The following is a 26,679-nucleotide window of genomic DNA, read 5'->3' on the forward strand; positions in this document are numbered from 1 at the left end:
GTCAAGGCCCGACAGTTTTCAAACTATGGCACCGCCCGGGTGGGGGCGGCGTAAGTTCCATATAGTGCGTCCCGGCCGGAAAATCACCGGCCACGGAGGTCCGCACGGCTCTACCAGGCCCGAAGGCCCAATTCTCGTGCCACGCTCAGGCGGCGTTGACGCGATCTGCACGGCGCGCAGCTATGCCCGCCAATGCTTCGCGAAACAATTCCAGATCACGCGCACTCGTCGCGTGGCCGACGGAAACGCGCAGCGCACCGTGGCTTTCCTCGTAGCCCATCGCCTTCAGCACGCCGCTCGGACCGACCTTGCCCGATGAACAGGCTGAGCCGGCCGACAGCGCCACGCCGGCAAGATCGAAGGCGATCTGCGCCGTTTCGGCCTTAACGCCTGGAATGGCGAAAAACGTCGTGTTGGCGAGCCTGGGTGCAGCTTTGCCAAAGATCTCGACATCTGGCACGAGCCCGGTCACGATCGCCTCGACCTCGGAGCGCTTTGCCGCGACATGGCCAATGGCAGCGAGGCCGTCAAGCGCCTGCCGCGCAGCCGCGCCAAAGCCGGCAATGCCGGGCAGGTTCTCGGTGCCGCCGCGGTGGCCCTTTTCCTGACCACCGCCGCTGACCAGCGGACGCGGCATCATCAAATCGGCGGCAGCGACAATCGCGCCGACGCCCTTGGGACCGCCGATCTTGTGCGAAGAAAGAATCAGGTAATCGGCGCAAGGCTTTGACATATCTAGAGGAATGCGGCCTACCGCCTGGACCGCGTCGAAGACCAGGATGCCGCCTGCGGCCTTCACGATCTCAGCGACCTTTTCGATCGGCTGGATGACGCCGGTCTCGTTATTCGCGGCATGGATCGCAACCAGAGGCAGCCCCGAGGCCTTGTCATGCGCTGCGAGCGCTGCCGCCAGTTGATCGAGATCGATGATACCATCGGTCTTGACGTCAATGCGGCTGACATTTCCAGCGGCGAACCGGCCGCCATTCAGCAAGCAAGGGTGATCGGCAGCGCAAACGTAGAGATGGCTCATGCGCACAGCGCCGCGACCCATCTGCCAGTCGGGCGTGAGCAAGGTCGATGCGGCCTCGGTCGCGCCGGAAGTGAAGACGACATGTTCGGGCTTTGCGTTGACCAGTGCGGCGACGTCGCGGCGCGCATTTTCGATCAAACGCCGGGCCACCCGACCCTCTGCATGCACGGACGAGGGATTGGCAGCGATATCGAACGCCGCGACCATTGCAGCACGCGCAGCATCCAGCAGCGGCGCGCTTGCATTGTAGTCGAGATAGGCGCGTTCAGCAGCCATTTCCCTGTCAATATCTCCCAGCTTGAGGCCGCTTCGGAGGCCGAAGCGTTATTTCCTTGAAATTACAAGGCCAGCCGTCCTATCTAGCGCCTTCGCGGCACGGGTGGCCAACCACTCAGTTTTGAATAATTCTAATCTGGTTCTAGAAACAGCTTCGGCGCGCGTCAAGGTCGAATCTTGTGCAACCAGGTCAGGAATTGTTTCGACACCGCTCCAGAGTTTAAAGTGCGGAGTTATAGATGCCTGAGGTCATTTTTACAGGTCCGGCCGGTCGCCTGGAAGGTCGTTATCAGCCGTCCAAGGAAAAAAGCGCGCCGATCGCCATTGTACTGCATCCGCATCCGCAATTCGGCGGCACGATGAACAACAAGATCGTGTACGACCTTTTCTACATGTTCCAGAAGCGCAACTTCACCACGCTGCGTTTCAATTTCCGTGGCATCGGCCGCAGCCAGGGCGAATTCGACCACGGCACCGGCGAATTGTCCGACGCAGCCGCAGCGCTCGACTGGGTGCAGTCACTGCATCCCGATTCCAAGAGCTGCTGGGTTGCCGGCTATTCGTTCGGGTCGTGGATCGGCATGCAGCTTCTGATGCGCCGACCCGAAATCGAAGGCTTCATTTCGATCTCGCCGCAGCCGAACATCTACGACTTCTCGTTCCTCGCGCCCTGCCCCTCGTCCGGCCTCATCATCCACGGCGATGCCGACAAGGTGGCGCCACCGAAGGACGTTCAGGGACTGGTCGACAAGCTGCATACCCAAAAGGGCATTACCATCACGCAAAAGACGATCCCCGGCGCAAACCACTTCTTCGCCAACGACGCGGAGCTTTTGCTGCAGGAATGCGCCGACTATCTCGACCGCCGCCTGGCCGGCGAACTCGCCGATCCGCGCCCGAAGCGGCTAAGATAACGGGCGCACAAGCACTCCGCCGCTGACCGGTTGCCTGCAGCCGGTCGTGGTCGGAAATGTCAGCGGAAATCCCTTCAAAACACGGACCGCAAGATAGGCCCAGGCTTCCGCCTCGGTGGCATCGCCATCCAGACCGACATCCTCGGCCAGAACCGCTTGTGCGCCAGCGGCTTCAGCGCCTTCGCGAAGATCGCGCACGATGTGCGGGTTCTTGCGGCCTCCCCCGCAAACGATCCAGAGCTTCGGCTTGCCGGGCAGGTGTGCGACCGATTTGAGGATAGCCTGCGCCGAAACCGCGGCAAGCGTGCGGGCACCGTCGGCCAGTTCCATACCTTCGGCTTCTGCAAGCGTGAAATCGTTACGATCAAGCGACTTCGGTCCCGGCTTGCCAAAGAACGGCTTCTCCAGATAGCGGTCCACAACCCTACGCACCACGTCGCCCTCGCTGGCAATCGCTCCATCCGCATCGAAAGGAATGCCGCCCTCGCGCGACACCCACTGGTCGATCAAGGCATTGCCGGGGCCGGTGTCGAAGGCAACAGGATCGCCGGTGGCCGGTACGTAGGTGATGTTGGAAATGCCGCCGATATTGACGAACACGACGGGAAATTGCCCGGCGTGAGGTGCGGGTATCGCGCGCGCCAAGGCGGCATGGTAGACGGGCACCAGCGGCGCGCCCTGCCCGCCATGCACCATATCATTTGCACGCATGTCATATGCTACCGGCAGGCCAGCCAGTTCCGCCAGAAGCGTGCCGTCACCCAGTTGCACTGTCAGCGCGACATGCGGCCGGTGCAGGACGGTCTGGCCATGGAAGCCGACAATGTCCGGCCTTTCCCACCCGGCCAGCTTCTGGCTGATGAAAGCAGAGACCGCGTCGGCATGACGCCGGGTAATTTCCCTTTCCAGTGCGGCAAGGTCTCCGGGCCTGTCGTCGCGCGCCGAAATCTGCTTGGCCGTTTCCAATGCCCGCGTGATGCGGTCGCGAATTGCGGCCTCGTAAGGTACGAAGAAATTCGGTCCGCGCTCGACGATATTGCCGCCATCCGTCCGCATTGCTGCCAGGTCGATGCCGTCCATGGATGTGCCGCTCATCAGCCCGATCGCGCACATCGTCCCCGTTTGGGTTGCCATTTGGCCTACCGTTCTTGTGATTCCTTGGTTCCTGATGTTAAACGCGCGCGTTCACACTTGCCACGCCGCGACCATTTCGGGCCGGTGCTTTCGGGAAAAGAAAAATGTCCGCCTTCAAGTCCGACTTCCTGCGCATCATGAGCGAGCGCGGCTTCATCCACCAGATTTCGGATGAAAGCGGCCTCGACCAGCTCTTCGCCAAGGAAACGGTCACGGCCTATATCGGCTTCGATCCCACCGCACCCAGCCTGCATGCGGGCGGCCTGATCCAGATCATGATGCTTTACTGGATGCAGCAGACCGGCCACCGGCCCGTTGCGCTGATGGGTGGTGGCACGGGCATGGTCGGCGATCCTTCCTTCAAGGAGGAGGCGCGCAAGCTTTTGACGGTCGAGACCATCCAATCCAACATCGACGGCATCAAGCAGGTGTTTTCCAGCTACCTGAACTTCGGCGACGGCCCGCGCGATGCGCTGATGGTCAACAACGCCGAATGGCTGCTGCCGCTGAACTATCTCGAATTCCTGCGCGATGTCGGGCAGCATTTTTCCGTCAACCGCATGCTTGCCTTCGATTCCGTCAAGCAGAGGCTCGAGCGCGAACAGTCGCTGTCGTTCCTCGAGTTCAACTACATGATCCTGCAGGCCTACGATTTCGTAGAGCTGAACAAGCGTTATGGCGTGCGCCTGCAGATGGGCGGCTCCGACCAATGGGGCAACATCATCAACGGCATCGATCTCGGCCACCGGCTGGGCACGCCGCAACTCTATGCGCTGACGACGCCGCTGCTGACCACGTCTTCCGGCGCCAAGATGGGCAAGTCGCTGGGCGGAGCCATATGGCTCAATGCGGACATGCTGAGCCCATACGATTTCTGGCAATACTGGCGCAACACCGAGGATGCGGACGTTGGCCGCTTCCTCAAGCTCTACACCACGCTGCCTTTGGATGAAGTTTCTCGGCTGGCTTCGCTCGGCGGCTCCGAGATCAACGAAGCCAAGAAGGTGCTTGCCACGGAAATCACGGCCCTGCTGCATGGCAAGACTGCCGCCGAGCAAGCTGCGGAAACGGCACGCAAGACGTTCGAGGAAGGCGCGCTCGCTGAAACGCTGCCTTCCGTCGAGGTTGCGAGTTCTACACTGGAAGCCGGCGTCGGCATCCTGTCGCTGCTGGTCACGGCAGGGCTGGCGTCCTCCAACGGCGAAGCACGGCGACACGTCCAGGGTGGCGCGGTGCGCCTCAACGACCAGCCGGTGTCGGATGAAAGGCGCGCTGTGACGCTTCAGGACCTGAGTCCGGAAAACGTCATAAAGGTCTCGCTGGGCAAGAAAAAACACATTCTGGTGCGCCCGACCTGAGACGGGCGATGCTGGATCGCGCCTAGCGGAATTCAAAGATCGAACGGAAGATGCCCGGCGCGATCACAGACAGCGGGTTGATCTCCAGATCAGGCTTGTTGGCGTTGCCTCTCAATCGATAGGTGACGCCGATAAGGCCGCGGTCGCGACCGTTGCCGAGGAGCGCTCCGACCAACGGAATTTCACCGAAGATGCGGTTGAGGCCATAGGCCGGCATGAACGTGCCCGTCATGTCCATGTTGTTGTTCGGGTCGTAGAGCGTGCCCTGGAACGTCGTGCCGATGAGCGGCCCACGCAGCACCCCATTGGCCAGCTTCACGTAGCCCCGGCCTTTCTCGATCTCGGTGAAGCCGCGCTCGAACTGCACCCTCGAAGCGTCGATATCGGCCTTGACCGCCTGGTTGAGGCTGCGATCGTCACCGGCCGGTGTCGTGGAAACTATCGAGGCAAGCTTCGGTTCGTTGACGACAAGGAAGTCGCGCGCGTCGATCTTGCCGCGCAAGGGTCCATCGCCGCTGCCTTGCAGGGACAGCAGGATGCCGCCGCCTTGCATGTGTTCGTAGATGTTGAGGAAGCGCAGGATGGCGCCGGCGTCGGCAGAGCGCATGGTCATGGTGCGCTGTCCGCCACCTGCCGCGTTGTCGATGGTGATTGCCGCGCCCGACGCCGCGGTGGCGCTGACCTGCAAACCGTTCACCTTCGAACCTGACGCGCTGTAGTCCAGCTTCAGACCAGACAGCACTTCGTCGTGGAAGCCGGACAGCGACTTGATATCGGCGCTGACCGAAATGGCGTCCGCGCCGGTGCCCTTGGTGGCCGTATCCACGTCCGACGTGAACTGCTTGATCAGGGAGCGCGCATCGAGCGACTGACCGGACACATTCACCGAGTAGCCCTTGCCAGAGCGTTTGACCGATACGGCGACGCTGTCGCCCCGGTTTAATTGAACCTTGCCGAATTTCGCAGAAGTCAGGCTTCCGCCAGACAGCTCAACATCGCCGTCAATGGAAAATGACTTGCCGTCTAGGTCGAACTTGCTGAGCCTTGTGACCGTGCCGTCATTGCTCATGACGAAGCTGACGTCGGCTGGAATGCCGGTACCCTTGCTCCATCCCGCCCAAGGGATGCTGAGCGTGGCCTTGGTCAGGTCGGCGGTGACGTTGCGGCTGCCGTCCTCGTTCTTGTCCAGCGCCACCTTCACGGTGCCTGACAGCAGCGTCGAAAGCCCCGGCATGAACGTCTCGCGCGTCTTGTCGTCGATGATGAGCGCCACCTTGCGGCTACGCGGCGGCCCGACGGCTTCCAACGGCTCGATAAGATCGACTTCGGCCGGGATGCCATTCAGCGTGGCGGTGGCGGCGATCACCGCCTTTTGCGGATCGACGACGATGGAACCGTCCGCTTCGGCAACCATCTGGCCATCGAAGGGCTTGGCCAGTGCAAGATCCTTGTAGTCGAGCGACACCAGCCAGCCGAGCTGGCTCGTATCCTGGCCCTTCTGCAACGGGATATCGGCCTTCACGTTGCCGGTCACCGTTCCAGAGATTTCCTCAGGCTTCAGACCGATGTGGCGCATGGCGTTGATCGGCTCATAGGAAACGAGCTCGATGATGGCCTGCGCATCACCCGCCACGTCCATGTCGAGCTTGCCGATGACGGGCGGGCGATTGGCCCGGTAGATGCTCATCTTGCCATTGCTGGCATTCACCACGCGGCCACTCGGCATGTACACCGTGCCCGACGACAGCGATATCTCGACATCGTTGCCGGCAAATTCGACCACGCCGACGGCATCGCGAACCGGAGGGATGCGGCCTGCAACGTCAAATCTCGAGCCCTCCACCTGGAAACGGCCAAACACTTCCTTGCCGGTAAGCGGCACGCCATTGCCGACACGGCCGGGCTCGACGCGGTACTGGAGGGACGCATCCACCACCTTGCCGCCGAAGAGGTTCTTCAGCACCCATGAGCGGGCATTGGCTGCCGAAAACCACGGCCACAACTGCTTGACGTGCGAAACCGGCATGTCGTGGACGGTGAAGGCGACAAGCACGCCCGGGGCCTTGCCTTCGACAAACTCGATCGCAGCCGTTCCCACCGCCTCTCCTGTCGGTCCTGACCTCAGAGCAATCGTGTCGGCGACCAGCTTGTTGCTGTCCGGCAGGAAAATACCGGCCACACGAGATATGAACTTCAAGCCGGGTTCGGGAGATTCCAGCGGCGCAAGCGTCGATCCGTTGCTGACGAGGTCATAGCGATAGGCGGCTTCCTCGTTAGGAGACCCCGAGGCGGGCCTTGGACCGACTGACCCCTCGAACTCGAACGTCGATCTACCGGTCTTGACCAGAAGCCGGTCAATAGCGAGCTTGTTGGCTCCGGACTCCAGCTTGGCCTGCATGTCCACGTCGGCGGGCAACGCGCCCCTTGGCCCAAGGTCAAGCACCGATCCTGTCGACGACAACGAAAGTTCCAGCCGAGATGGCGTGTCACCGCTACTTTCGCCGCCTGAAACGCCAAGCTGGATGGCTCCCAGCCTGCTGCTCGCAGGAATGGAGTCGCCCGCTCCATCTCGTTCGGCAAGTTTTATTTTTGCGGTCAACGCTCTGATCTGCCTGGTGGCCGGGTTGCCGCTCGCCGAAGCATCGAGTGTCAGGGCACGCCCGTCCACGTCCATGGTCGAGGTGAGTTGCATCTGCTCGACGCCGGTCTGGGACACGACGGCGTTCGCGACCTTTACCGAATTGACGTCGCCTTTCTGCGGCAGCAGGAACTCGACATTGTCGAGCCTGATCTCGCGCATCGAATCCATCTTCACGGCGTCGAGTGCCTTGCGCGCGGCATCAAAAGTGGCGGCGATCACCTTGTCGGGATCGAGCAGCCCTTCGTTGTTGCGCAGCGACGCCGCCCAATCGCTGCCGGTTGACGGCATTGCGCCGACATCAATCGTGGCGTTGGCAAGACGGGCGCTGGTCAAGCGGACATCGCCTGAGAGCAGCGGCAAAAGCCTCACGCCGAAACGCACCGTGCCGGCATTGACCACCAGGCGGCCATCGTGCGTCGTGAGGCTCAAATCCCTGACCCGCAAGGCCAGGAAACTCGATCCGTCGAGCGTGATGCTGGTGGAGCCGATGGCGACGTCGACATTTATCCCGGCAAGCCGCTCGACGGCCTTTTCAGCCTCCTGCTGCAGCCTCTCGGTGCCGATGCCGATGGTTCCCAAGGTGTAGACGGCGATGACGAGTAGCGCCAGGAGGCATGCCAGCCCCATGAGTGCCCGCTTGAACATGCGAAAACGTCGGCCGATAGCCGCCCGCCCCAGAGGGGGCACGTCGCACGCGGACGGCAAAGCGCTCAGATCAGTGATCTCGTCGCGCCTGAACCTGACCTTTTCGTGCTGCGGCAGTTCCTGGTCCACACATTATTCCGTTGCAAGAACACCCACGTGGACGAATCCAGCCTCGACATTATATCGGTGAACCCTCAGGTGTAAGCTTAAACAAGGGCATCGATATGACCGACATCACGGCAACCGAACTGAGCGTCGGCGACAAGGCACCAGAATTCGAACTTCCCCGAGATGGCGGTAAGACCGTCAAGCTGGCGGATTTCGCGGGAAAGCTCGTTGTCCTCTACTTTTACCCCCAGGACGACACAACCGGTTGCACCAAGGAGGCGATCGACTTTTCACAGTTGAAGCCTGAATTCGTGAAAGCCGGCGCGGTCGTGATCGGCGTGTCGCCCGACAGCGCCAAGAAGCACGACAAGTTCAAGACCAAGCATGGCCTGACGGTAGATCTTGCCGCCGACGAGGAGCGCGAGGTCATCAACGCGTACAATCTCTGGGTCGAAAAGCAGATGTATGGGCGCAGCTACATGGGCGTCGAGCGCGCGACATTCCTGATCGGCCGTGACGGCCGCATCGCAGCGATATGGCGCAAGGTGCGCGTCAAGGGCCACGCGGAGGCCGTATTGCAGGCCGTGCGCGAACTCTGACCGCCGAGGGCTGAATTTTGCCTGCAGTCAGGCAAAGTTCAGTGCGCGCTCAACAAAGCTTTGTTAACCCTAACAATGTTTAAATCGGACCGTCGGCATCGTTAACGAAGGCGCGTCCCGTGGCAGTATCCGGTCAGTCAGCGGTTTTCGGCAAGCGTAAAGAACCCCATACAGTCATCATCGCCCGTGGCGATGAAATCAGGCATTTCACCGTTCGTCCCTGGCTCGCCGCTGTCGCTGGCTCAGCGCTCGCCGCTGTCGTGATCGGCTATCTCGGGGCGACGTCCTATCTCGTCTTGCGCGACAACCTCATCGGCGCGGCCACTGCCCGCCAGGCGCGCATCCAGCAAGCCTATGAAGACCGCATCTCGGCGCTCCGCGCCCAGGTTGACCGGATCACCAGCCGGCAGTTGCTCGACCAGCAACTGATGGAAACCAAGGTCACCGAGCTGATCGAACGCCAGACGCAGCTCAGCGAACGGCACGGCCGGCTCGGTCCGCTCCTCGAACGCGCAGAAGGCGGAATCCACAACGCCCTGCCGGCGACGGTTCCCGTTCCTGCTACGCGTGAAGACACAAGCGCATCAGCGGCTGATACCATTGTCGCGCCGGAAAAAGTTGCCTTGGCCAGCATCGCCGAAAGCGCGGCGAGACCGTTCGCGTTCTGGTCATCAGGCACGCAGGGCGAAACGCCCGTTTCATCGGCTGACCGCGCCGACAAACTGTTTGTTTCCATCAACCAGTCGTTGAAGGCCATCGAAACCGACCAGATCGCCCAGATATCGACCTTGGCAAACTCTGCGTCCGAAAGCGCCGACGCCATTTCCAACGCGCTGGAAGCTGCCGGCTTGCCCGTCGACAGCGATTTCAGCGAAGGCAATGTCGGCAAAAGCGATGTCGGCGGCCCGCTGATCCCGGTGGACGGCACGACCATTTTTGACGCCAAGGTCCAGCAACTGGACGAGGCGCTCGACATGCTCGATCAGGCCAAGGCGGACGCCCGCCGCCTGCCTCTCGCAAACCCCGCACCGGGCCACGCGGTAACCAGCCCGTTCGGCGTTCGCACCGATCCGCTACTCGGCTCGGCCGCTCTGCATTCCGGCATGGATTTCCGCGCCTCCGTCGGCATGGACGCAAAAGTTACCGCGCCGGGGGTGGTCGTCAAAGCCGGCTGGAACGGCGGCTACGGGCGCATGGTCGAGGTCGATCACGGGCAAGGCTTCACCACCCGTTACGCGCATCTCAGCGAAATACTCGTCAGTGTCGGCGACAAGCTCTCAGCCGGAGACAGCGTCGGCAGGACCGGCAGCAGCGGCCGTTCCACCGGGCCGCATCTGCACTATGAAGTGAGGCACAACGGAGAAGCGGTAAATCCCCTCACCTTCCTGACCGTGGGAAAGAAAATCGCCCAATATATGTGAGGCCCTACCCCGTCAGGGCAAGAAATCCATGATGCGACCGGAAGGGCTGGTGGGCGATGAGAGACTCGAACTCCCGACATCCTCGGTGTAAACGAGGCGCTCTACCAACTGAGCTAATCGCCCTTCGTGGCGCGGACCTTTAAGCAGTTCCGGCCAGCTTCGCAAGGCCTAACCAAGCGGTCGGCGCAAAGCAAGTGTCCTAACTTCACCGCCATGCAGTGCTTTTCCCGAAAACACCTAATTGTTTTCCCACAAGCGTGATTGCCCCGCTTGACACCTAGCGGTGAAGCCCTTATCCACCCGCCATCGACGCACACATAGACCAGTGTTCGTCTGTGCGCGGGTGTAGCTCAGTCGGTTAGAGTGCCGGCCTGTCACGCCGGAGGTCGCGGGTTCGAGCCCCGTCACTCGCGCCATTTCACTGCACTTATTTCCAGTGAATTCTTGATCGACCGCTACGGCATCGTGCCGGGGCGGGCCTTCGTCTTCCGCCTCACCGGATTCCGCGCAAAAGAAAAGCCGGGCAAGCCCGGCTTTTCAGGAATTGCAATGAAAGCGGATTAATTGACCGCGTCCTTCAAGCCCTTGCCGGCAGAGAACTTCGGCACGGTACGGGCCGGAATCTTGACCTCTGCGCCGGTCTGAGGGTTGCGGCCGGTAGATGCAGCACGCTTGGACACGGTGAAATTTCCAAAGCCGACAAGCCGGACATCGCCGCCCTTCTTCAATTCGCCGGTGATGACGGAAAATACCGCATCAACCGCCGACTGCGCGTCACCCTTCGAAATTTTCGCGGCATCGGCGACAGCGGACACCAGTTCGTTCTTGTTCATATAGTTTCCCTTCCATGAGAAAACCGGGACGAAAGACTCATCCGGCAGGAAACGGACTTTAAGAAGAAGAGTTGCAGCAACCAAGCAAAATTGCGCCGCAAACACCGGGAAATCCCCTGTTTTCCGGGCTTTTGATGCCAAAAACCGGGCGCAAGGCCCGGTTTTCAGATTATCGCAATGCAACGTTAGCTATTGCTAATGCGCGAGGCCCTTGCCGGTGTCGTCGGTCGCATCGACGGACGCAGGCGTTTCCGCCGGCTCCACCCATTCGATCGGGTCAGGCATCCTGACCAGAGCGTGGCGAAGAACCTCGCCGACGCGGCTGACCGGAATGATCTCCATGCCGTTCTTCACGTTGTCCGGGATTTCCGCCAGATCCTTGGCGTTGTCTTCCGGGATCAGCACCTTCTTGATGCCGCCGCGAAGAGCTGCAAGCAGCTTTTCCTTCAGGCCGCCGATGGGCAGCACCCTGCCCCGCAGCGTGATTTCGCCGGTCATCGCGACATCGGCCTTGACCGGAATGCCGGTCAGCACCGAGACGATCGCGGTTGCCATGGCGACGCCAGCCGACGGGCCGTCCTTCGGGGTCGCCCCTTCCGGAACGTGAACGTGGATGTCGCGCTTGTCGAACAAGGGCGGCTCGATGCCGAAATCGATGGCGCGCGAGCGGACATAGGAGGCCGCCGCCGAAATCGATTCCTTCATCACGTCCTTGAGGTTGCCGGTGACCGTCATGCGGCCCTTGCCGGGCATCATGACGCCTTCGATCGTCAGCAACTCGCCGCCGACCTCGGTCCAGGCAAGGCCAGTGACCACGCCAACCTGATCGTCGGTCTCCGCCATGCCGAAGCGATAGCGCTGCACACCGAGATAATCAGCCAGGTTGTCGGCGGTGATCTTCACCGACTTCTTCTTGGTCTTCAGTATCTCGGTTACGGCTTTGCGCCCGAGCTTCATCAGCTCGCGCTCAAGGCTGCGCACGCCGGCCTCGCGGGTGTAGGTCTGGATGATGCCGCGAATGGCATCCTCGGTGACCGAAAACTCCTTCGGCTGCAAGGCGTGGTCGCGAACCACCTTCGACATCAGGTGCCGCTTGGCGATCTCGACCTTTTCATCCTCGGTGTAGCCGGCGATGCGGATGATCTCCATGCGGTCCATCAGCGGACCCGGAATGTTCAGCGTATTCGCCGTCGTCACGAACATCACGCTCGACAGGTCGTACTCGACCTCGAGGTAGTGATCCATGAACGTCGAGTTCTGTTCCGGATCGAGAACCTCCAGCAAGGCCGACGATGGATCACCACGGAAATCCTGGCCCATCTTGTCGATTTCATCGAGCAGGAAGAGCGGATTGGACTTCTTGGCCTTCTTCATCGACTGAATGACCTTGCCGGGCATCGAGCCGATGTATGTGCGGCGGTGGCCTCTGATCTCGGCCTCGTCGCGCACGCCGCCGAGAGCCATGCGAATGAACTCGCGCCCGGTTGCTTTCGCGATCGACTTGCCGAGCGAAGTCTTGCCGACGCCGGGAGGGCCGACGAGGCACAGGATCGGGCCCTTCAGCTTCTTCTGGCGGCTCTGCACGGCCAGGTACTCGACAATGCGCTCCTTGACCTTTTCCAAGCCATAGTGATCGGCATCGAGCACGTCCTGGGCGAAATTGAGGTCCTGCTTGACCTTGGAGTTGCGACCCCACGGGATCGACAGCAGCCAGTCGAGATAGTTGCGCACCACTGTGGCTTCGGCCGACATCGGCGACATCGTGCGCAGCTTCTTCAGTTCGGCATCCGCCTTTTCGCGGGCTTCCTTGGAAAGCTTGGTCTTCTTGATGCGCGCTTCGATTTCGGCAGCCTCGTCGCGGCCGTCTTCGCCCTCGCCGAGTTCCTTCTGGATCGCCTTCATCTGTTCGTTGAGGTAGTACTCGCGCTGCGTCTTCTCCATCTGGCGCTTGACGCGCGAACGGATGCGCTTTTCCACCTGCAGCACGGAGATTTCAGCCTCCATGAAGCCCATGGCGCGCTCAAGGCGCTCCTTGACGGAGAGCGTGCCCAGCATTTCCTGCTTCTCGGGGATCTTGATCGCGAGATGCGAGGCAACCGTGTCGGCCAGCTTCGAATAGTCGTCGATCTGGCTGGCGGCGCCAACCACCTCGGGCGAGATCTTCTTGTTCAACTTGACGTAGTTTTCGAAGTCCGAGACCACGGAGCGCGCGAGCGCCTCGATCTCGACCTCTTCTTCCGCCGGCTCGGTCAGAACCGATGCGTGCGCCTCATGGAAGTCGGCACGGTCGGTGAACGATGCGATCTTGGCGCGCGAAGTGCCTTCGACCAGCACCTTTACGGTGCCGTCGGGCAACTTCAGCAATTGCAGCACGTTGGCGAGGGTGCCGACGTCATAAATGGCGTTGGGCTCGGGATCATCGTCGGCAGCGTTCATCTGGGTGGCAAGCAGGATCTGCTTTTCCTGGCCCATCACGTCTTCGAGCGCCTTGATGGATTTCTCGCGGCCCACAAAGAGTGGCACGATCATATGCGGAAAGACCACGATGTCGCGCAGCGGGAGAACTGCGTAAACGCCGTTGCCGGGGGACCGGGCTGTTTTGGCCATTGTCAAACCTTTCCTTCACGACCGCTCATTAGCCAATCGCGAATCCTATATTAACGACCGCGGGTCGTTCCGCCTACCACCGATTGTCGCCGGAGATTTACAGCACAGAATGCAGCCCGAGGCCTTCCACAGTTAGTTGGATACATATGCACGAAAGATCAAGGTCCAGTTCATTCGTATAGCCGGCTGATCTGCCCTGTTCCGGTCCATGATAGCAAAACGGCGCCTCGCGGCGCCGTTTCTGAAAGCCATTCGGGCAAAATCAGGCGCTGACGTTGCCCTTCTTCTCCTTGGTCTCGGAGTAGATGTAGAGCGGACGGGCATTTCCGGATACGACTTCCTCCGAAATGACGACCTCACGCACCCCTTCGAGGGCTGGCAATTCGAACATGGTGTCGAGCAGGATCGCTTCCATGATCGAACGCAGGCCGCGCGCGCCGGTCTTGCGCTCGATTGCGCGCTTGGCGATGGCCGAAAGCGCATTCTCATGGAATGTCAGGTCGACATTCTCCATCTCGAACAGGCGCTGATACTGCTTCACGAGCGCGTTCTTTGGCTCGGTCAGGATCTGGATCAGGGCCGGCTCATCGAGGTCTTCCAGCGTCGCCAGAACGGGCAGACGGCCGACGAATTCGGGGATTAGGCCGAACTTCAGCAGGTCCTCGGGTTCGACAAGGCGGAACACCTCGCCGCTGCGCCGATCTTCAGGCGAGGCAACCGTCGCGCCAAAGCCGATCGAAGTCTTGCGGCCGCGGTCGGAGATGATCTTGTCCAGGCCGGCAAAAGCGCCGCCGCAGATGAACAGGATGTTGGCTGTGTCGACCTGCAGGAACTCCTGCTGCGGATGCTTCCTGCCGCCCTGCGGCGGCACGGAGGCAACCGTGCCTTCCATGATCTTCAACAGCGCCTGTTGCACGCCCTCGCCCGACACGTCGCGTGTGATCGAAGGATTGTCCGACTTGCGGGAAATCTTGTCGATCTCGTCGATGTAGACAATGCCGCGCTGGGCACGTTCGACATTGTAGTCGGCGGACTGCAACAGCTTGAGGATGATGTTTTCGACGTCTTCACCGACATAACCGGCTTCGGTCAGCGTCGTGGCGTCGGCCATGGTGAAGGGCACGTCGATGATGCGGGCAAGCGTCTGGGCAAGCAGCGTCTTGCCGCAACCGGTCGGGCCGATCAAAAGGATGTTCGACTTCGCCAGTTCGACGTCGTTGCTCTTTCCGGCGTGAGCCAGACGCTTGTAGTGGTTGTGAACGGCAACCGACAGGACGCGCTTGGCGTAGGGCTGGCCGATGACATAGTCGTCGAGGACTTTCAGGATCTCCTGCGGTGTCGGCACGCCTTCGCGCGACTTCACCATCGAGGTCTTGTTCTCCTCGCGGATGATGTCCATGCACAGTTCGACGCATTCGTCGCAGATGAAGACCGTGGGACCGGCGATCAGTTTGCGTACTTCATGCTGGCTCTTGCCGCAGAACGAGCAATAAAGCGTGTTCTTGGAGTCGCCGCCGCCGCCGTTGCTGACCTTGCTCATCTTCCAGTCCTTTCATGACCGCCCGCCGATGGTTTGGCTGACAGGACGCGTACCTAGTCTAGCGCGGGAATCCGCCGCCGCCACCCTTCTGGCGCCCGCAACGTATTCCGTACGAAACACAAATCAGAAAACGTGGCAATGACTCCCTAAGCCCAGCTTGAAACTAAGCCGTCGAAAATCAACATTGCCTTAACGTAGGCAATCGCACGGGCCGAGGGAACAGCAAATTGTGGCCGAAATGCCGCAAATGGCCGTAAAAGCACGCCTTTGTGAGGTAGCGCCCTGCGATCAATCCTGAGTAGCCGCCTCAGCTGCTTCGCGCGACGAAATGACCTTGTCGATGAGGCCGAATTCCATGGCCTCGTCCGCAGTCATGAAATGGTCGCGATCCAGCGTCTTTTCGATCGTCTCGTAATCCTTGCCGGTGTGCTTGACATAGACCTCGTTGAGACGGCGCTTCAGCTTGATGATGTCCTGCGCATGGCGCTCGATGTCCGAAGCCTGGCCCTGGAAACCGCCGGAAGGCTGGTGAACCATGATGCGGGCATTGGGCGTAGCAAAGCGCATGTCCTTGTGGCCGGCCGTCAACAGCAGCGAGCCCATCGAGGCCGCCTGGCCGATGCACAGCGTGGACACAGCCGGCTTGATGAACTGCATGGTGTCGTAAATGGCCATACCCGAAGTCACCACGCCGCCCGGCGAGTTGATGTAGAGGTTGATTTCCTTCTTCGGATTCTCGGCTTCCAGGAACAGCAACTGGGCGCATACCAGCGTCGCCATGCCGTCTTCGACGGGGCCGGTGATGAAGATGATGCGTTCCTTCAACAGCCGCGAGAAGATATCATAAGCGCGTTCGCCGCGGTTGGTTTGCTCGACCACCATAGGAACGAGGTTCATGTAGGTTTCGATCGGGTTCTTCATGTACTGTCCCTTTGGCGAGGTGGTCCGGCGTTGGAATCGAAAGGCCGGGCAGAATCGGTGTCTATCGTCGCACCGTAAATAGGATGCCGCCTCACCCTTGCGCAAGGCCGACCCTTCTGCGGGCGTTGTTAAGGTTGCCAGTTAACGAAGCCGGCAGGCCGGCTCAGTCGATTTCGGCTCGCAGCCAGCGCTTCAGGCCGTCTATATCGCCGCTATGCACGCCCGCCGCCACGCGCCGGCCAACCGCCGCACCAAACTTGTAGCCATGCCCGGAACACGGCGACACGACGAGGCACTTGCCGAATTCGCGCGCCATGAATTTCTCGTCTGCCGTGAAGATGTAGGCGCAGGTCACCAACTCGATCACCCTGTAGTCCTTCGCCCGCTCGATCGGCGGCTGGAAAATGTCGCGCAGCGCCTCGGCCTCGCCTTCGACGGGCTGGCGGTTCCAGTCGGCATCGCTGCTCTCGACCTTGTGGATATTGGCTCCGAACTTCAGGCCCCTGCCGCGTGTCGGCGGAATGATGTAGCCATCGATGGTGCCGCCGACATCGAGTATGACCGGCGCCGCCTCCCATGCCGCCTTGAGATCGGCTGGCGGCTCCAGGTAGACGACGGCGGTGCGATAGCCGGTCAGCTCCGCGCCAAGCTCCGGAAAAAGCTTGAGCACCCACGCCCCTGCGGTCACGACGACACGATCAGCCTGCATCGTCTCGCCGCTCGCCAAGGTAACGCGACCGGCGTCCGGATCGACCTTGGTGACCTTGCTGTGCTCATAGACGTTGACGCCGTGCTTGCGCAGCCAGCCGACGAGGCCCGAAGCGATGTGGCGGCAGTGGAGCACGCCGCCGTCGGGCGAATAGTAAGCGTAGCGGAAGCTGCCGGCTTCGAGGAACGGCCAGCGTTTCACCGCTGCGTCCGCATCGAGCAAATCTATCGGGAAGCCGCCCGCCTCCATGCCCTCGCGGTATTCCTCGGCCTCGTCTCCCGGTATGCGCGATACGCACAGGAAACCGCGCGGGTCGAGTTGGTTCTCGCCGATGTCGGCCCAAACTTGGTCCCACGCCTCATAGGCTTCGGTGATAAGTTGGCCATAGCCCGTACCGGCGCGATAGGCACGGCGGATGATACGGTGATGATCGCCGGAAGCCGCCATAGGATTGGGGATCGGCCCTTGTTCGACAATGGAAACGCTGTGCCCGAGCTTGGCCAGAGACCACGCTGTCGAAAGTCCAGCTATCCCGGCCCCCACCACGATCACCTGCATGCGCATCCACCTTCGATCTGTCTTTGCTGGCGCTCACCATAAGGGCTGGCGCATGGCAGGCAAGATTTGGCCCAACAGATTGCCTCAGCTGTGGCCCCATTCCTCTTTTTTGCCCACCGTTCTATTGCTTGATCATGTTGGCAAACCCTCCCGCCTATCTCGACTTCGACCCGGCCACGCGGCACGTGCGGCTCGATCCGCACGAACCCGCCTTCGTGCAGAACCCCTACGAAGCCTATCGCTGGCTGCACGCGCTAAGCCCCGCCTTCTTCTGGGAGGAATTCGGCTTCTGGTGCCTCGGCGGCTTCGACAGCGTCAATCGGTTGCTGCGCGACCGGCGCTTCGGCCGCCAGAACCCCGGCGGGGTGCCGGATACGCGCGGAACGGCAGCGGACCGCCGACATCTCGCGGCATTCGACGCCATCGAGGCCAATTCGCTGCTCGAACTGGAGCCGCCGGTGCATACGCGGCTCAGAACATTGGTCAACCGCGCCTTCGTCTCGCGCCAGGTGGAGCGGCTGAGGCCGCGCATCGAAGTGCTTGCCAACGAACTGATCGACCGCTTCGATCCGCACGCGCCTGTCGATCTCCTGACCAGCTACGCCGCGCCGCTGCCAATCACCATCATCGCCGAAATGCTCGGCGTTCCGATCGCAATGGGGCCGCAACTGCTCGACTGGTCGCACCAGATGGTGGCGATGTACATGCATGGCCGCACGCGCGAGGTGGAAGAAACGGCCAACAAGGCTGCCAATGATTTCGCTGATTTCCTGAGGCAATATGTGAAGGAACGACGCCAGAACCCCGGCGACGATCTGTTGTCGCTGCTGATATCAGCGCAGGAGGGTGACCAGAAGCTTTCGGAAGACGAACTCATTTCCTCGACCATTCTCCTGCTCAACGCTGGCCATGAAGCCACGGTACACCAGACCGGCAACGGTGTGCGTACGATCCTTGCCCAGGGCGGCGATCCGCGGCGCTTCTTCACCTCGCCCGAGGCCACGGCAAAGGCGGTCGAGGAATGCGTGCGCATCGATGCGCCGCTGCACATGTTCACGCGCTATGCCTATGAGGAATTGGACATTGCCCCGGGCGTAACGCTGAAGCCGGGCGAACTGGTCGGGCTGTTGCTCGGCATGGCCAATCATGACCCATTGGCATTTGCGGAACCGGAGGTCTTTTCACCGGAGCGGGCGGACCAGAAGAACGTGACCTTCGGGGCCGGCATCCACTTCTGCGTCGGCGCTCCGCTGGCGCGTCTGGAGTTGCAAGTTTCGCTGAAAACCCTGTTCGACCGCCTGCCCCATTTGCAGCTTGCCGACGAGCCGCACTTTCGCGACACCTATCATTTCCACGGGCTGGAAGCGCTCAACATCAAAGCTTAATGACGTACTCCTTGCGAGTCGTTTCAAGCACTTCCCAGCTTCCCTTGAAGCCGGGCCTCAGGATGAAGCTGTCGCCCGTCTTGACGGTGCGGGTCTCGCCGCCGTCCTCGGCAATCAGCGAGACGCCGGACAGGATGTGGCAGAACTCCCACTCGTCATATTCGATACGCCACTTGCCCGGCGTCGCTTCCCAAATGCCGGCGTAAAGGCCGCCATCGCGTTCCTCGACATTCCAGGTGCGGAATTTCGGATCACCCGAAATAAGCCGACCTTCAGCCGGCGCGCCCTGTTCGGGCGCGACGGCTTCCAGATCGACGGAAACGAAGCGGGGCTCGGCCATGTCAGGCCTTGGCCAGGGCCTGCTCGATGTCGGCGATGATGTCCTTGACGTCCTCGATGCCGACCGAGATGCGCACCACTTCATCGCCCGCGCCGGCAGCCTTGCGCTGCTCCTCGCTCAACTGGCGATGCGTGGTCGAAGCCGGGTGGATGACCAGCGACTTGGTGTCGCCAATGTTGGCAAGGTGCGAGAACAACTCCAGCCCCTCGACGAACTTGATGCCGGAATCGTAGCCACCCTTGAGGCCGAAGGTGAACACCGCACCAGCGCCCTTGGGCGAATATTGCTGCTGGAGCGCGTGGTTCTTGTCGCTCTTGAGGCCAGGATAGGACACCCACGAGATTTTCGGATGCTTCGACAGCCATTCGGCAACGGCCTGCGCGTTGTCGCAATGGCGCTGCATACGCAGCGGCAAGGTTTCAAGGCCGGTGAGGATCAGGAAGGCGTTGAAGGGCGAGATCGCCGGGCCAAGGTCGCGCAGGCCAAGCACGCGCGCGGCGATGGCGAAGGCGAAATTGCCGAAGGTCTCATGCAGCACCATGCCGCCATATTCGGGGCGTGGCTGCGAAAGAAGCGGGTATTTGCCCGACTTCGACCAGTCGAAAGTGCCGCCATCGACGATGATGCCGCCGATGGAGTTGCCGTGGCCGCCGATGAACTTGGTCAGCGCATGGACGACGATGTCCGCGCCATGCTCGAACGGACGCACCAGATAGGGCGAGGCCAGCGTGTTGTCGACGATCAGCGGCAGGCCGTGCTTGTGGGCAATGTCGGCAATCGCCTTGATGTCGACGAACTCACCGCCCGGATTGGCAAGGCTTTCGATGTGAAGCGCCTTGGTGCGGTTGTCGATCAGCTTCTCGAAGCTCGACGGGTCATTGACGTCGGCCCAGCGCACATCCCAGCCGAAGCTCTGGAACGAGGTGGCGAACTGGTTGATGGTGCCGCCATAGAGCTTGCGGGCAGCGACGAAATTGTCGCCCGACTGCAAGAGCGTGTGGAAGGTCAGCAAGTGCGCCGACTGGCCGGATGCGGTGGCAAGCGCCGCAGTGCCGCCTTCGAGGGCTGCGACGCGCTCTTCCAGCACCGCCTGCGTCGGGTTCATGATGCGGGTGTAGATGTTGCCGAACGCCTTCAGGCCGAACAGCGAGGCGGCGTGATCGGCGTTTTCGAACACGAACGAGGTGGTCTGGTAGATCGGCACGGCGCGCGCGCCGGTTGCCGGATCTGGCTTTGCTCCCGCATGAACGGCAAGCGTGTTAAAACCGGGAGCCCCCTGCGACATTTCATTCCTCCAAAAGAGCGTGATTGGAAATCAGTTGCTATCATCCGGCAGCATAAACGCAATTGCAAAGGGGAAAATGCTCACCATGCAACCTGTTTAGAACAAAACCGGCGTCAATGTGCCTTGCGGCGAAATTCTATTCTCCATTTTCAACCCGCCGCACGCCGAAGCTCTGGAAACCCGGCCGCATCAACGGCTTTTTCGCCGACAGCACGCCCGAATTCACGCCATTCCAGCCGATCTCACCGGAGAGGCGGCCATATTCGATCTTGGGGCAGCGGTTCATCACCACCTTGACGCCTGCGGCTTCCGCCTTTGCGGCGGCTTCATCGTTGCGCACGGTCAACTGCATCCAGATGACTTTCGGCAGCGGCTTCAACGCCAGCGCCTCATCGACGATCGGCGGTACTGCGTTGGAGGCACGGAAGATGTCCACCATGTCGATCGGCTCGGGGATGTCGGAAAGCTTCGCATAGGTCATGCGGCCGAGGATTTTCTTGCCGGCATGGCCCGGATTGACCGGGAACACCGCAAACCCCTTGGCGAGCAAATACTTTAGCACGAAAAAACTCGGCCGCACATCATTGGCCGAAGCGCCGACCATGGCCACGGTTTTGACCGAATTGAGGATGCCGGAAATATAGGCGTTGTCGTAGGCGTCATGGTTCATGATGATCGGTCTGTGAAGCCGATTTCTCCTGCGGTCAATGAGACAGAAGGCGCAAGCGGATGGTTGCAAGACGGGTGGCGATACGCTGCGGCATGGTCACGGAATGGATCCCGGACAGCGTCGCCCTCACTACGTTCGGCTCGCTTCCGGGATGACGCGTGTTCGGGTTTCGCCTCGAGGGACGCAAGGCCCGCTAGTCGGGCGGGATCCCGAAGCAGGTTGAGGCGTAACCTCTCCGCTTCGTCATCCCGGAATTCACTCTCGAGCGAAGCGAGGAAGGAATGTCCGGGGTCCATTCTGTGAGCAAGCGGCAGTGCGCCAACGCTGCCGATGTGGTCGCCGCGCGACGATCTCTATTGCGGCAGAGAGATATTGCCGTTGGCGTCGATCGGGAAAGCCGGGTTGTGGGCGACTTCCCACAAATTCCCCTCGCTATCGGCAAAGTAGCCGTACCAGCCGCCCCAGAAAGCACGTTGCGCCGGCTTGATGATCGTGCCGCCGGCCTTTTGCGCCGCCGCCAAGACCTCGCCAACCTCGGCGTCGGAGCGGGTGTTGTAGGCAAGCGCCGATGCCGGTTGCCTTTCGCCCGGCTCGAATGCCGGCCGGTTATCGAGGCCGCTGTCGGCGGCAAGATTTCCGCGCGGCCACAGCGCCAGGATCATTCCGCCCATCTGGAAGAAGGCGACACCGTCGTCGATCCTATGCCGCTTCAGGCCCATTGCCTCATAGAAACGCGCAGCCCGATCGAGATCCTCGACGCCAAGGGTGACGATGGAGATGCGCGGTTCCATACTTATCGAAACCCGAAATGGCTCTTAAGAATTGAGAAAAGTTGCGAAGCTGACGCTTCGTCCAACTGGATGGGCTGGCTGGTCTTGTCTGGAAGTTCCCTGGTTTTTCTACCCGACGTATTGATTTGCAATAGCCGGCGACCGTCCAACTCATAAGTGAAATAGGTTGCACCGATTGGATCGTGCAACGTCATCCGTTGCAGATGGCCTTCTGCGAAATGCTCTATTCTGGCCATACTATTCGCCTTTCCATTCCGGGGGACGCTTGCCGATGAAGGCCGAGATGCCCTCTTCCGCATCGCGCGCCATCATGTTCTCGACCATGACGCTGGCGGTGTAGGCGTAGGCGTCTTCCAGCTTCATTTCCACCTGCCGGTAGAACGCTTCCTTGCCGATCTTCAGGGTCAAAGGCGATTTGGAAGCAATGGTTTCGGCGTATTTGGTGACAACCTGATTCAAGTACTCGCGCGGCACCACCCGGTTGACGAGGCCGAAGTCCTTGGCGGTGGCCGCGTCGATGGTTTCGCCGGTGAGCAGCATTTCCATCGCCTGCTTGCGTGAAGCGTTGCGCGAGACGGCAACCATCGGCGTGGAGCAGAACAGGCCGATATGGACGCCCGGCGTGCAAAAGGTCGATTCATGCGTGCACACCGCAAGATCGCAACTGGCGACCAGTTGCAGGCCGGCGGCGGTGGCCACGCCGTCTACCTCGGCGATGACGGGCTTGGGGTGATGCACGACGGTCTGCATCAGTTCGGCGCAGGCGGCGAAGGTCTTTTCGAAAAAGGCGCGGCCGCGATCCGGGTCGCCGCGATGGGCGGACAATTCCTTGAGGTCATGACCGGCGCTGAACACCTTGGCAGCCGAGGCAATGACGATGACGCGCACGGCCTTGTCGTCGCGGGCAGCCTCAAGCTCGGCCTGCAAGGCGGCCATGACGGCCAGCGACAGCGCATTGGCGGGCGGACTGGCAAGGGTGAGCCGCAGGATCGGGCCGCTTCGCTGCGCCCACACTGGCCCCTCGGGCTGCTCGCGTTTCATCGCAACGACTTCGGCCATGTTCTTCTCCCTGCACTTAGCAATCATACCTTTATCCAATAGGAACGGGGCGAAAACCAGTTCGACGTCCGTTGAACAGCATGGGCCGAATATGCTTTTTCGAGGGGGAAGCGAATGGAACCTGCGCGATGCCTGCACATACCACACTGACCCCGATGCTGACCGTTGCCGAAGTCAACGCGCTGATCGCGTCGGTGTTTCCGCAACTGAACGAAGGCAGCCGCAATTACGAGGCGACGGAGATTTTGCCGGGCGGCTGCACGGTGCGCCTCAACGCCGGCGAGCAGCACCTGCGCCCCGGCGGCACGGTTTCCGGCCCTGCCCTGTTCACGCTAGCCGACATCGGCGGCTATGTCTGCGTGCTTTCTCATGCCGGACCGGATGCGCTCTCGGTGACGACCAACCTCAACATCAACTTCGTGCGCAAGGCTGAAGCGGGGCCGATCGACGGCCATTGCCGCATCCTGAAGCTGGGAAAAAGCCTGATGGTGTTCGACATAGATATCGTTGCCGGCCCGGACAAACACACCGTGGCGCACGCGACCGGAACCTATTCGATCCCGCCGAAACGCTGAAATACGATGTGGTAAAATAATACCGTATATACAAGATATTGTTTTTGCTTCAGTATTTGAAGTATAGTCTGTTTTCGTCCGCTTGACGCGGCAATTGCCCTCCCCTATAAGCAGCCACGAAACAGCGGCCCGCAAAGGCCGCCGTTTTGTTATTGGCGACGAAAGCCGCCAATCCAAGCAACAAGAAACGCCTTTCCTGCCCATTATGGGCGGCAAGGTCCGAACCTGAAAGAAGAACCATGGCAACCTTTTCGCAGAAGCCTGCGGACGTGGTGAAGAAGTGGGTGCTGATCGACGCCGAGGGTCTCGTCGTCGGCCGTCTCGCCACCGTCATCGCCAACCACCTGCGCGGCAAGCACAAGCCCACCTTCACCCCACACGTCGATGATGGCGACAACGTCATTGTCATCAACGCAGACAAGGTGGTGTTCACCGGCAAGAAATACACCGACAAGGTCTACTACTGGCACACCGGCCATCCCGGCGGCATCAAGGAGCGCACCGCGCGCCAGCTGCTCGAGGGTCGTTTCCCGGAGCGTGTCGTCGAGAAGGCAGTCGAGCGCATGATCCCGCGCGGCCCGCTTGGCCGTCGCCAGATGAAGAACCTCCGCGTCTATGCAGGCGCCGAGCATCCCCACACCGCCCAGCAGCCCGAGACGCTTGACGTCGGCAAGCTGAACGCCAAGAACAAGAGGGCTTGATAATGGCTGAGCAGCTTTCCTCGCTCGCAGAACTCGGTTCGGTTGCGCAGACGGCACAGCCGGCTGCACCGGTCCATGTCCAGAAGCTCGACAAGTCGGGCCGCGCCTATGCCACCGGCAAGCGCAAGGACGCCATCGCCCGCGTCTGGGTGAAGCCCGGTTCCGGCAAGATCGTCGTCAACGACAAGGAATTCGGCGCTTATTTCGCGCGTCCTGTCCTGCAGATGATCCTCAACCAGCCGATCGTCGCAGCCAACCGCGTCGGCCAGTACGACATCATCGCCACCGTCGTCGGCGGCGGCCTGTCCGGCCAGGCCGGTGCAGTGCGCCACGGCATCTCCAAGGCGCTGACCTACTACGAGCCGGCGCTGCGCGGCGTGCTCAAGAAGGGCGGCTTCCTGACCCGCGACAGCCGTACCGTCGAGCGTAAAAAGTACGGCAAGGCCAAGGCCCGCCGCAGCTTCCAGTTCTCGAAGCGCTAAGCGCTACGCTACTGGCACCAGATCTGAAAGGCCGCCTTCGGGCGGCCTTTTTGTTTCCGGCGTCGGAGATTGGCCCCTCACCCTTACCCTCTCCCCGTGAAGAACGGGGAGAGGGTTCGTCAACGTCGCGATTGACCCATCTCCCCTCGCTCGGAAATGGTAGCAGATGAGCTATGGTCGGCTGGACGTCATTCAGTTGATGCTGGCGGTCTGGCCTGACGAACCGGGCTGCAGGTCGCCATAGGGTACGCGGTAGCCGTTCGCCGCGAGCCATTCGATGGCGGCGGCTGGTTCGTCGGTCTGGAGGATGGTGACGCCACGCTCAGCCCAGAAGCCCCAGCTTTCCGCCGGCAGGCTGGCAGCGGTGGCCAGTTCATCGCCGCGCCCGCCGGCGAGATAGCCGCCCGGCTTGTTGACGATGGCGTAGGTGTTCGCCCAGATGTGCCAGTCGCCGCGCACGGCGGCAGCGCGCATGCGGGTGGAAAACAGCGGCCCGCCGGTTGGCGTAAGGGTCTCGGCGCTTGCGCGCCAGTTGATCATCTCCATTGCATCGGCCGGCAAGGCAGCCCTGACGGTCTCGGCGAAACGCGCATCGCTCACCGCGTCATCGGCGATGATCGGCATGAAATGGAAGCCGCCGCCTGCCGCCCGCAGCATCTCGCGGGCCTCGGCGATGCGGCGCTCGTTCCACAGATTCTCCTTGATGACGATCTGGTCGGCCATGCCTAGGTCGCGCGCAACGGCGACCATTTCCGGCAGGTCGGTCAAGGCGAGCTTGTTGTCGATGTTGACGAGGATGCGGTCCTTCGCCGCCGCGAGGAATTCGGCAAGGGTCGAGACGGGTTCGCTGGTGGCGACGCCGGTTCCTTCGATCACCAACCGGCACTGTTTCAGTTCGGCCAGCGTGCGCCGCACGACCTCGCCCTTGCAAGTGGTGGTGCGGTCGAGCCAACTGTCGTGCATGACGATCAACGCGCCGTCGGCAGAGCGGCGGACATCCACCTCGACCATTTCGGCACCGGCTGCGATGGCGGCTTCCAGCGCGGCCAGCGAATTTTCAGGAAAGCGCATCTTGCCCGCCTGCAGCCCGCCGGCGCGGTGCGCCACCACCATGACATGGTCGCGCCACTGGTTGGCATGTTCGAAGCGTTCGAGGATCAGGCCGGCGCGCGTATCCGTGGCATGGGCCGCGCCGACCGGGATCAGGGAAAGGGCGGCAAGCGCCCAAGCCAGCCATGCCATTCGCATCAGCTTCACTTCTCCGAACGTGTCGGGATCGTGAATTATGCGAAGGCCATGACGGCGCCGTGAACGAAGCCGGCTTCAATGCCGAGGCACCCACGCGGGACGGCAACGAAAAAGGCCCCGGAAAACCGGGGCCTTTTCGAAATCTTATCTGGAAGCTGCGCGCCGGATCAATTGCCGGTCTTGGCCTTGTCCTGCTCTTCCTTGAGCTTCTTGGCGAAGTCCTCGTTGTTCTTGGTGACGAAATCCTGCAGCTTCTTCTGGCGATCCTCGAGATCGGACTGCTGCATCGCAGGACCGTCGAATGCACCGCTGAAGCCCTGGAGCGAAACCTTGATCGGGTTCGGCTGGTTCTGGAAATTCACCGAGGTCAGCGTCAGCTCGGAGCCCTTCTTGAGCGACGCGACGAGCTGGTCGGTCATCGGCACTTCGGCAACGCAGCGATCCGGGAAGCAGATCACGTAGTCGAGCTTCTGGGCCTTGCCGCCGTCAACCTGCAGGCCGATGCCGGGAGGAACGAGGCGACCGGTAGGCACCGTGACCTGGAAAACCTTGCGGTTGACCTTGCCGCGCAGGTCGATGAGGCTGACGCCGGTCACAAGCTGGCCGTTGCCGGCGGTAACGATATTCTGGACGTTGCAGATATCGACGTCTTCCTGCTTGGAGCAGGCCTTGAACCAGCCCTGGGGAACCTGCTGCTGAGCGGACACTTCCATGAGGCCCACGCCCAGGAAACCTGCCACGCCGGCAGCGATGACCGACAGGCGGTAAGCGTTGGAGTTCAAGCTCTTCATATGACGTGCTTCCTCTCGACTCTGCCCGCGGCGCATTCAGGGCACCGGGTGGCCA

General features: G+C 61.3%; 24 protein-coding genes and 2 tRNA genes. 9 read left to right on the plus strand and 17 right to left on the minus strand.

Going from position 1 to position 26,679, the window contains the following annotated elements:
* Positions 1-145: 145 nt before the first annotated feature.
* The gene (locus ACODTY_RS12070) at positions 146-1,309 is read right to left on the minus strand and encodes a cysteine desulfurase family protein (protein WP_488994510.1); all 1,164 of its coding nucleotides are present in this window, start codon (positions 1,307-1,309) and stop codon (positions 146-148) included.
* Positions 1,310-1,548: 239 nt separating this feature from the next.
* On the opposite strand from ACODTY_RS12070, the gene ACODTY_RS12075 reads away from it, so the two are divergent.
* Positions 1,549-2,223, plus strand: coding sequence for an alpha/beta hydrolase (locus ACODTY_RS12075; protein WP_488994511.1), 675 nt, complete (start codon positions 1,549-1,551; stop codon positions 2,221-2,223).
* Here the strand turns inward: ACODTY_RS12075 and ACODTY_RS12080 are convergent.
* The gene (locus ACODTY_RS12080; RefSeq protein WP_488994512.1) at positions 2,215-3,357 is read right to left on the minus strand and encodes an anhydro-N-acetylmuramic acid kinase; all 1,143 of its coding nucleotides are present in this window, start codon (positions 3,355-3,357) and stop codon (positions 2,215-2,217) included. The two genes, ACODTY_RS12075 and ACODTY_RS12080, sit on opposite strands and share 9 nt — an antisense overlap.
* A gap of 104 nt (positions 3,358-3,461) precedes the next feature.
* On the opposite strand from ACODTY_RS12080, the gene tyrS reads away from it, so the two are divergent.
* Positions 3,462-4,715 (plus strand): tyrosine--tRNA ligase, encoded by a 1,254-nt coding sequence (gene tyrS, locus ACODTY_RS12085; protein ID WP_488994513.1) that lies wholly within the window; start codon positions 3,462-3,464, stop codon positions 4,713-4,715.
* Between the two features lie 22 nt (positions 4,716-4,737).
* On the opposite strand, the gene ACODTY_RS12090 is transcribed toward tyrS, so the two are convergent.
* A complete protein-coding gene (locus tag ACODTY_RS12090; RefSeq protein ID WP_488994514.1) occupies positions 4,738-8,130 on the minus strand; it encodes a hypothetical protein in 3,393 nt (1,130 codons plus the stop codon).
* 95 nt (positions 8,131-8,225) lie between these two features.
* On the opposite strand from ACODTY_RS12090, the gene ACODTY_RS12095 reads away from it, so the two are divergent.
* Positions 8,226-8,708 (plus strand): peroxiredoxin, encoded by a 483-nt coding sequence (locus ACODTY_RS12095; protein WP_488994515.1) that lies wholly within the window; start codon positions 8,226-8,228, stop codon positions 8,706-8,708.
* Between the two features lie 119 nt (positions 8,709-8,827).
* Positions 8,828-10,129, plus strand: coding sequence for a M23 family metallopeptidase (locus ACODTY_RS12100; RefSeq protein ID WP_488994516.1), 1,302 nt, complete (start codon positions 8,828-8,830; stop codon positions 10,127-10,129).
* Positions 10,130-10,176: 47 nt separating this feature from the next.
* Here ACODTY_RS12100 and ACODTY_RS12105 read toward each other — a convergent pair.
* Positions 10,177-10,252: transfer RNA gene (locus ACODTY_RS12105), tRNA-Val, on the minus strand.
* A gap of 216 nt (positions 10,253-10,468) precedes the next feature.
* Between ACODTY_RS12105 and ACODTY_RS12110 the strand changes: the two genes are divergently transcribed.
* Positions 10,469-10,545, plus strand: a tRNA-Asp gene (locus tag ACODTY_RS12110).
* Between the two features lie 144 nt (positions 10,546-10,689).
* Here ACODTY_RS12110 and ACODTY_RS12115 read toward each other — a convergent pair.
* The 5 genes from ACODTY_RS12115 to ACODTY_RS12135 all read right to left on the minus strand — a co-directional run bounded on the left by ACODTY_RS12115 (position 10,690) and on the right by ACODTY_RS12135 (position 17,297).
* The gene (locus ACODTY_RS12115; RefSeq protein WP_056105095.1) at positions 10,690-10,962 is read right to left on the minus strand and encodes an HU family DNA-binding protein; all 273 of its coding nucleotides are present in this window, start codon (positions 10,960-10,962) and stop codon (positions 10,690-10,692) included.
* A 195-nt stretch (positions 10,963-11,157) separates the two neighbouring features.
* Positions 11,158-13,569: an endopeptidase La gene (lon, locus tag ACODTY_RS12120; RefSeq protein ID WP_488994517.1), complete on the minus strand. Its 2,412-nt coding sequence runs from the start codon at positions 13,567-13,569 to the stop codon at positions 11,158-11,160.
* Positions 13,570-13,831: 262 nt separating this feature from the next.
* Complete coding sequence (gene clpX / locus ACODTY_RS12125; protein WP_488994518.1) at positions 13,832-15,109, minus strand: ATP-dependent Clp protease ATP-binding subunit ClpX; 1,278 nt, start codon at positions 15,107-15,109, stop codon at positions 13,832-13,834.
* 288 nt (positions 15,110-15,397) lie between these two features.
* Positions 15,398-16,030 (minus strand): ATP-dependent Clp endopeptidase proteolytic subunit ClpP, encoded by a 633-nt coding sequence (gene clpP, locus ACODTY_RS12130; RefSeq protein ID WP_488994519.1) that lies wholly within the window; start codon positions 16,028-16,030, stop codon positions 15,398-15,400.
* A 163-nt stretch (positions 16,031-16,193) separates the two neighbouring features.
* Positions 16,194-17,297 carry an NAD(P)/FAD-dependent oxidoreductase gene (locus ACODTY_RS12135; protein WP_488994520.1) on the minus strand — a complete coding sequence of 368 codons (1,104 nt, stop codon included), beginning with the start codon at positions 17,295-17,297 and terminating at the stop codon, positions 16,194-16,196.
* A 134-nt stretch (positions 17,298-17,431) separates the two neighbouring features.
* Between ACODTY_RS12135 and ACODTY_RS12140 the strand changes: the two genes are divergently transcribed.
* The gene (locus tag ACODTY_RS12140) at positions 17,432-18,682 is read left to right on the plus strand and encodes a cytochrome P450 (RefSeq protein ID WP_488994521.1); all 1,251 of its coding nucleotides are present in this window, start codon (positions 17,432-17,434) and stop codon (positions 18,680-18,682) included.
* On the opposite strand, the gene ACODTY_RS12145 is transcribed toward ACODTY_RS12140, so the two are convergent.
* From ACODTY_RS12145 to ACODTY_RS12165, 5 genes are all read right to left on the minus strand, one after another.
* Positions 18,672-19,022: a cupin domain-containing protein gene (locus tag ACODTY_RS12145; RefSeq protein ID WP_488994522.1), complete on the minus strand. Its 351-nt coding sequence runs from the start codon at positions 19,020-19,022 to the stop codon at positions 18,672-18,674. The two genes, ACODTY_RS12140 and ACODTY_RS12145, sit on opposite strands and share 11 nt — an antisense overlap.
* Position 19,023: 1 nt before the next feature.
* Positions 19,024-20,307 carry an O-acetylhomoserine aminocarboxypropyltransferase gene (locus tag ACODTY_RS12150; RefSeq protein ID WP_488994523.1) on the minus strand — a complete coding sequence of 428 codons (1,284 nt, stop codon included), beginning with the start codon at positions 20,305-20,307 and terminating at the stop codon, positions 19,024-19,026.
* 136 nt (positions 20,308-20,443) lie between these two features.
* Complete coding sequence (locus tag ACODTY_RS12155) at positions 20,444-20,977, minus strand: CoA-binding protein (RefSeq protein ID WP_488994524.1); 534 nt, start codon at positions 20,975-20,977, stop codon at positions 20,444-20,446.
* Between the two features lie 353 nt (positions 20,978-21,330).
* Positions 21,331-21,768: a VOC family protein gene (locus ACODTY_RS12160; protein WP_488994525.1), complete on the minus strand. Its 438-nt coding sequence runs from the start codon at positions 21,766-21,768 to the stop codon at positions 21,331-21,333.
* A gap of 237 nt (positions 21,769-22,005) precedes the next feature.
* Positions 22,006-22,827, minus strand: a complete 822-nt coding sequence (locus ACODTY_RS12165) for an enoyl-CoA hydratase (protein ID WP_488994526.1) — start codon at positions 22,825-22,827, stop codon at positions 22,006-22,008.
* A gap of 128 nt (positions 22,828-22,955) precedes the next feature.
* On the opposite strand from ACODTY_RS12165, the gene ACODTY_RS12170 reads away from it, so the two are divergent.
* Positions 22,956-23,402 carry a PaaI family thioesterase gene (locus ACODTY_RS12170; RefSeq protein ID WP_488994527.1) on the plus strand — a complete coding sequence of 149 codons (447 nt, stop codon included), beginning with the start codon at positions 22,956-22,958 and terminating at the stop codon, positions 23,400-23,402.
* Positions 23,403-23,451: 49 nt separating this feature from the next.
* On the opposite strand, the gene ACODTY_RS12175 is transcribed toward ACODTY_RS12170, so the two are convergent.
* Complete coding sequence (locus ACODTY_RS12175; protein WP_488994528.1) at positions 23,452-23,643, minus strand: hypothetical protein; 192 nt, start codon at positions 23,641-23,643, stop codon at positions 23,452-23,454.
* Here ACODTY_RS12175 and rplM point away from each other — a divergent pair.
* Together rplM and rpsI are read left to right on the plus strand one after the other, a co-directional pair.
* On the plus strand, positions 23,642-24,103 hold the full coding sequence (rplM, locus tag ACODTY_RS12180) for a 50S ribosomal protein L13 (RefSeq protein ID WP_488994529.1): 462 nt from the start codon (positions 23,642-23,644) through the stop codon (positions 24,101-24,103). The genes ACODTY_RS12175 and rplM overlap by 2 nt on opposite strands.
* Positions 24,104-24,105: 2 nt before the next feature.
* Positions 24,106-24,585: a 30S ribosomal protein S9 gene (gene rpsI, locus ACODTY_RS12185; RefSeq protein WP_056239187.1), complete on the plus strand. Its 480-nt coding sequence runs from the start codon at positions 24,106-24,108 to the stop codon at positions 24,583-24,585.
* Between the two features lie 192 nt (positions 24,586-24,777).
* Here rpsI and ACODTY_RS12190 read toward each other — a convergent pair whose 3' ends face one another.
* The gene (locus ACODTY_RS12190) at positions 24,778-25,833 is read right to left on the minus strand and encodes a glycerophosphodiester phosphodiesterase family protein (protein WP_488994530.1); all 1,056 of its coding nucleotides are present in this window, start codon (positions 25,831-25,833) and stop codon (positions 24,778-24,780) included.
* Positions 25,834-26,000: 167 nt separating this feature from the next.
* Positions 26,001-26,624 carry an invasion associated locus B family protein gene (locus ACODTY_RS12195; RefSeq protein ID WP_488994531.1) on the minus strand — a complete coding sequence of 208 codons (624 nt, stop codon included), beginning with the start codon at positions 26,622-26,624 and terminating at the stop codon, positions 26,001-26,003.
* Positions 26,625-26,679: the final 55 nt, after the last annotated feature.

Source organism: Mesorhizobium sp. FG116 (assembly GCF_057809835.1).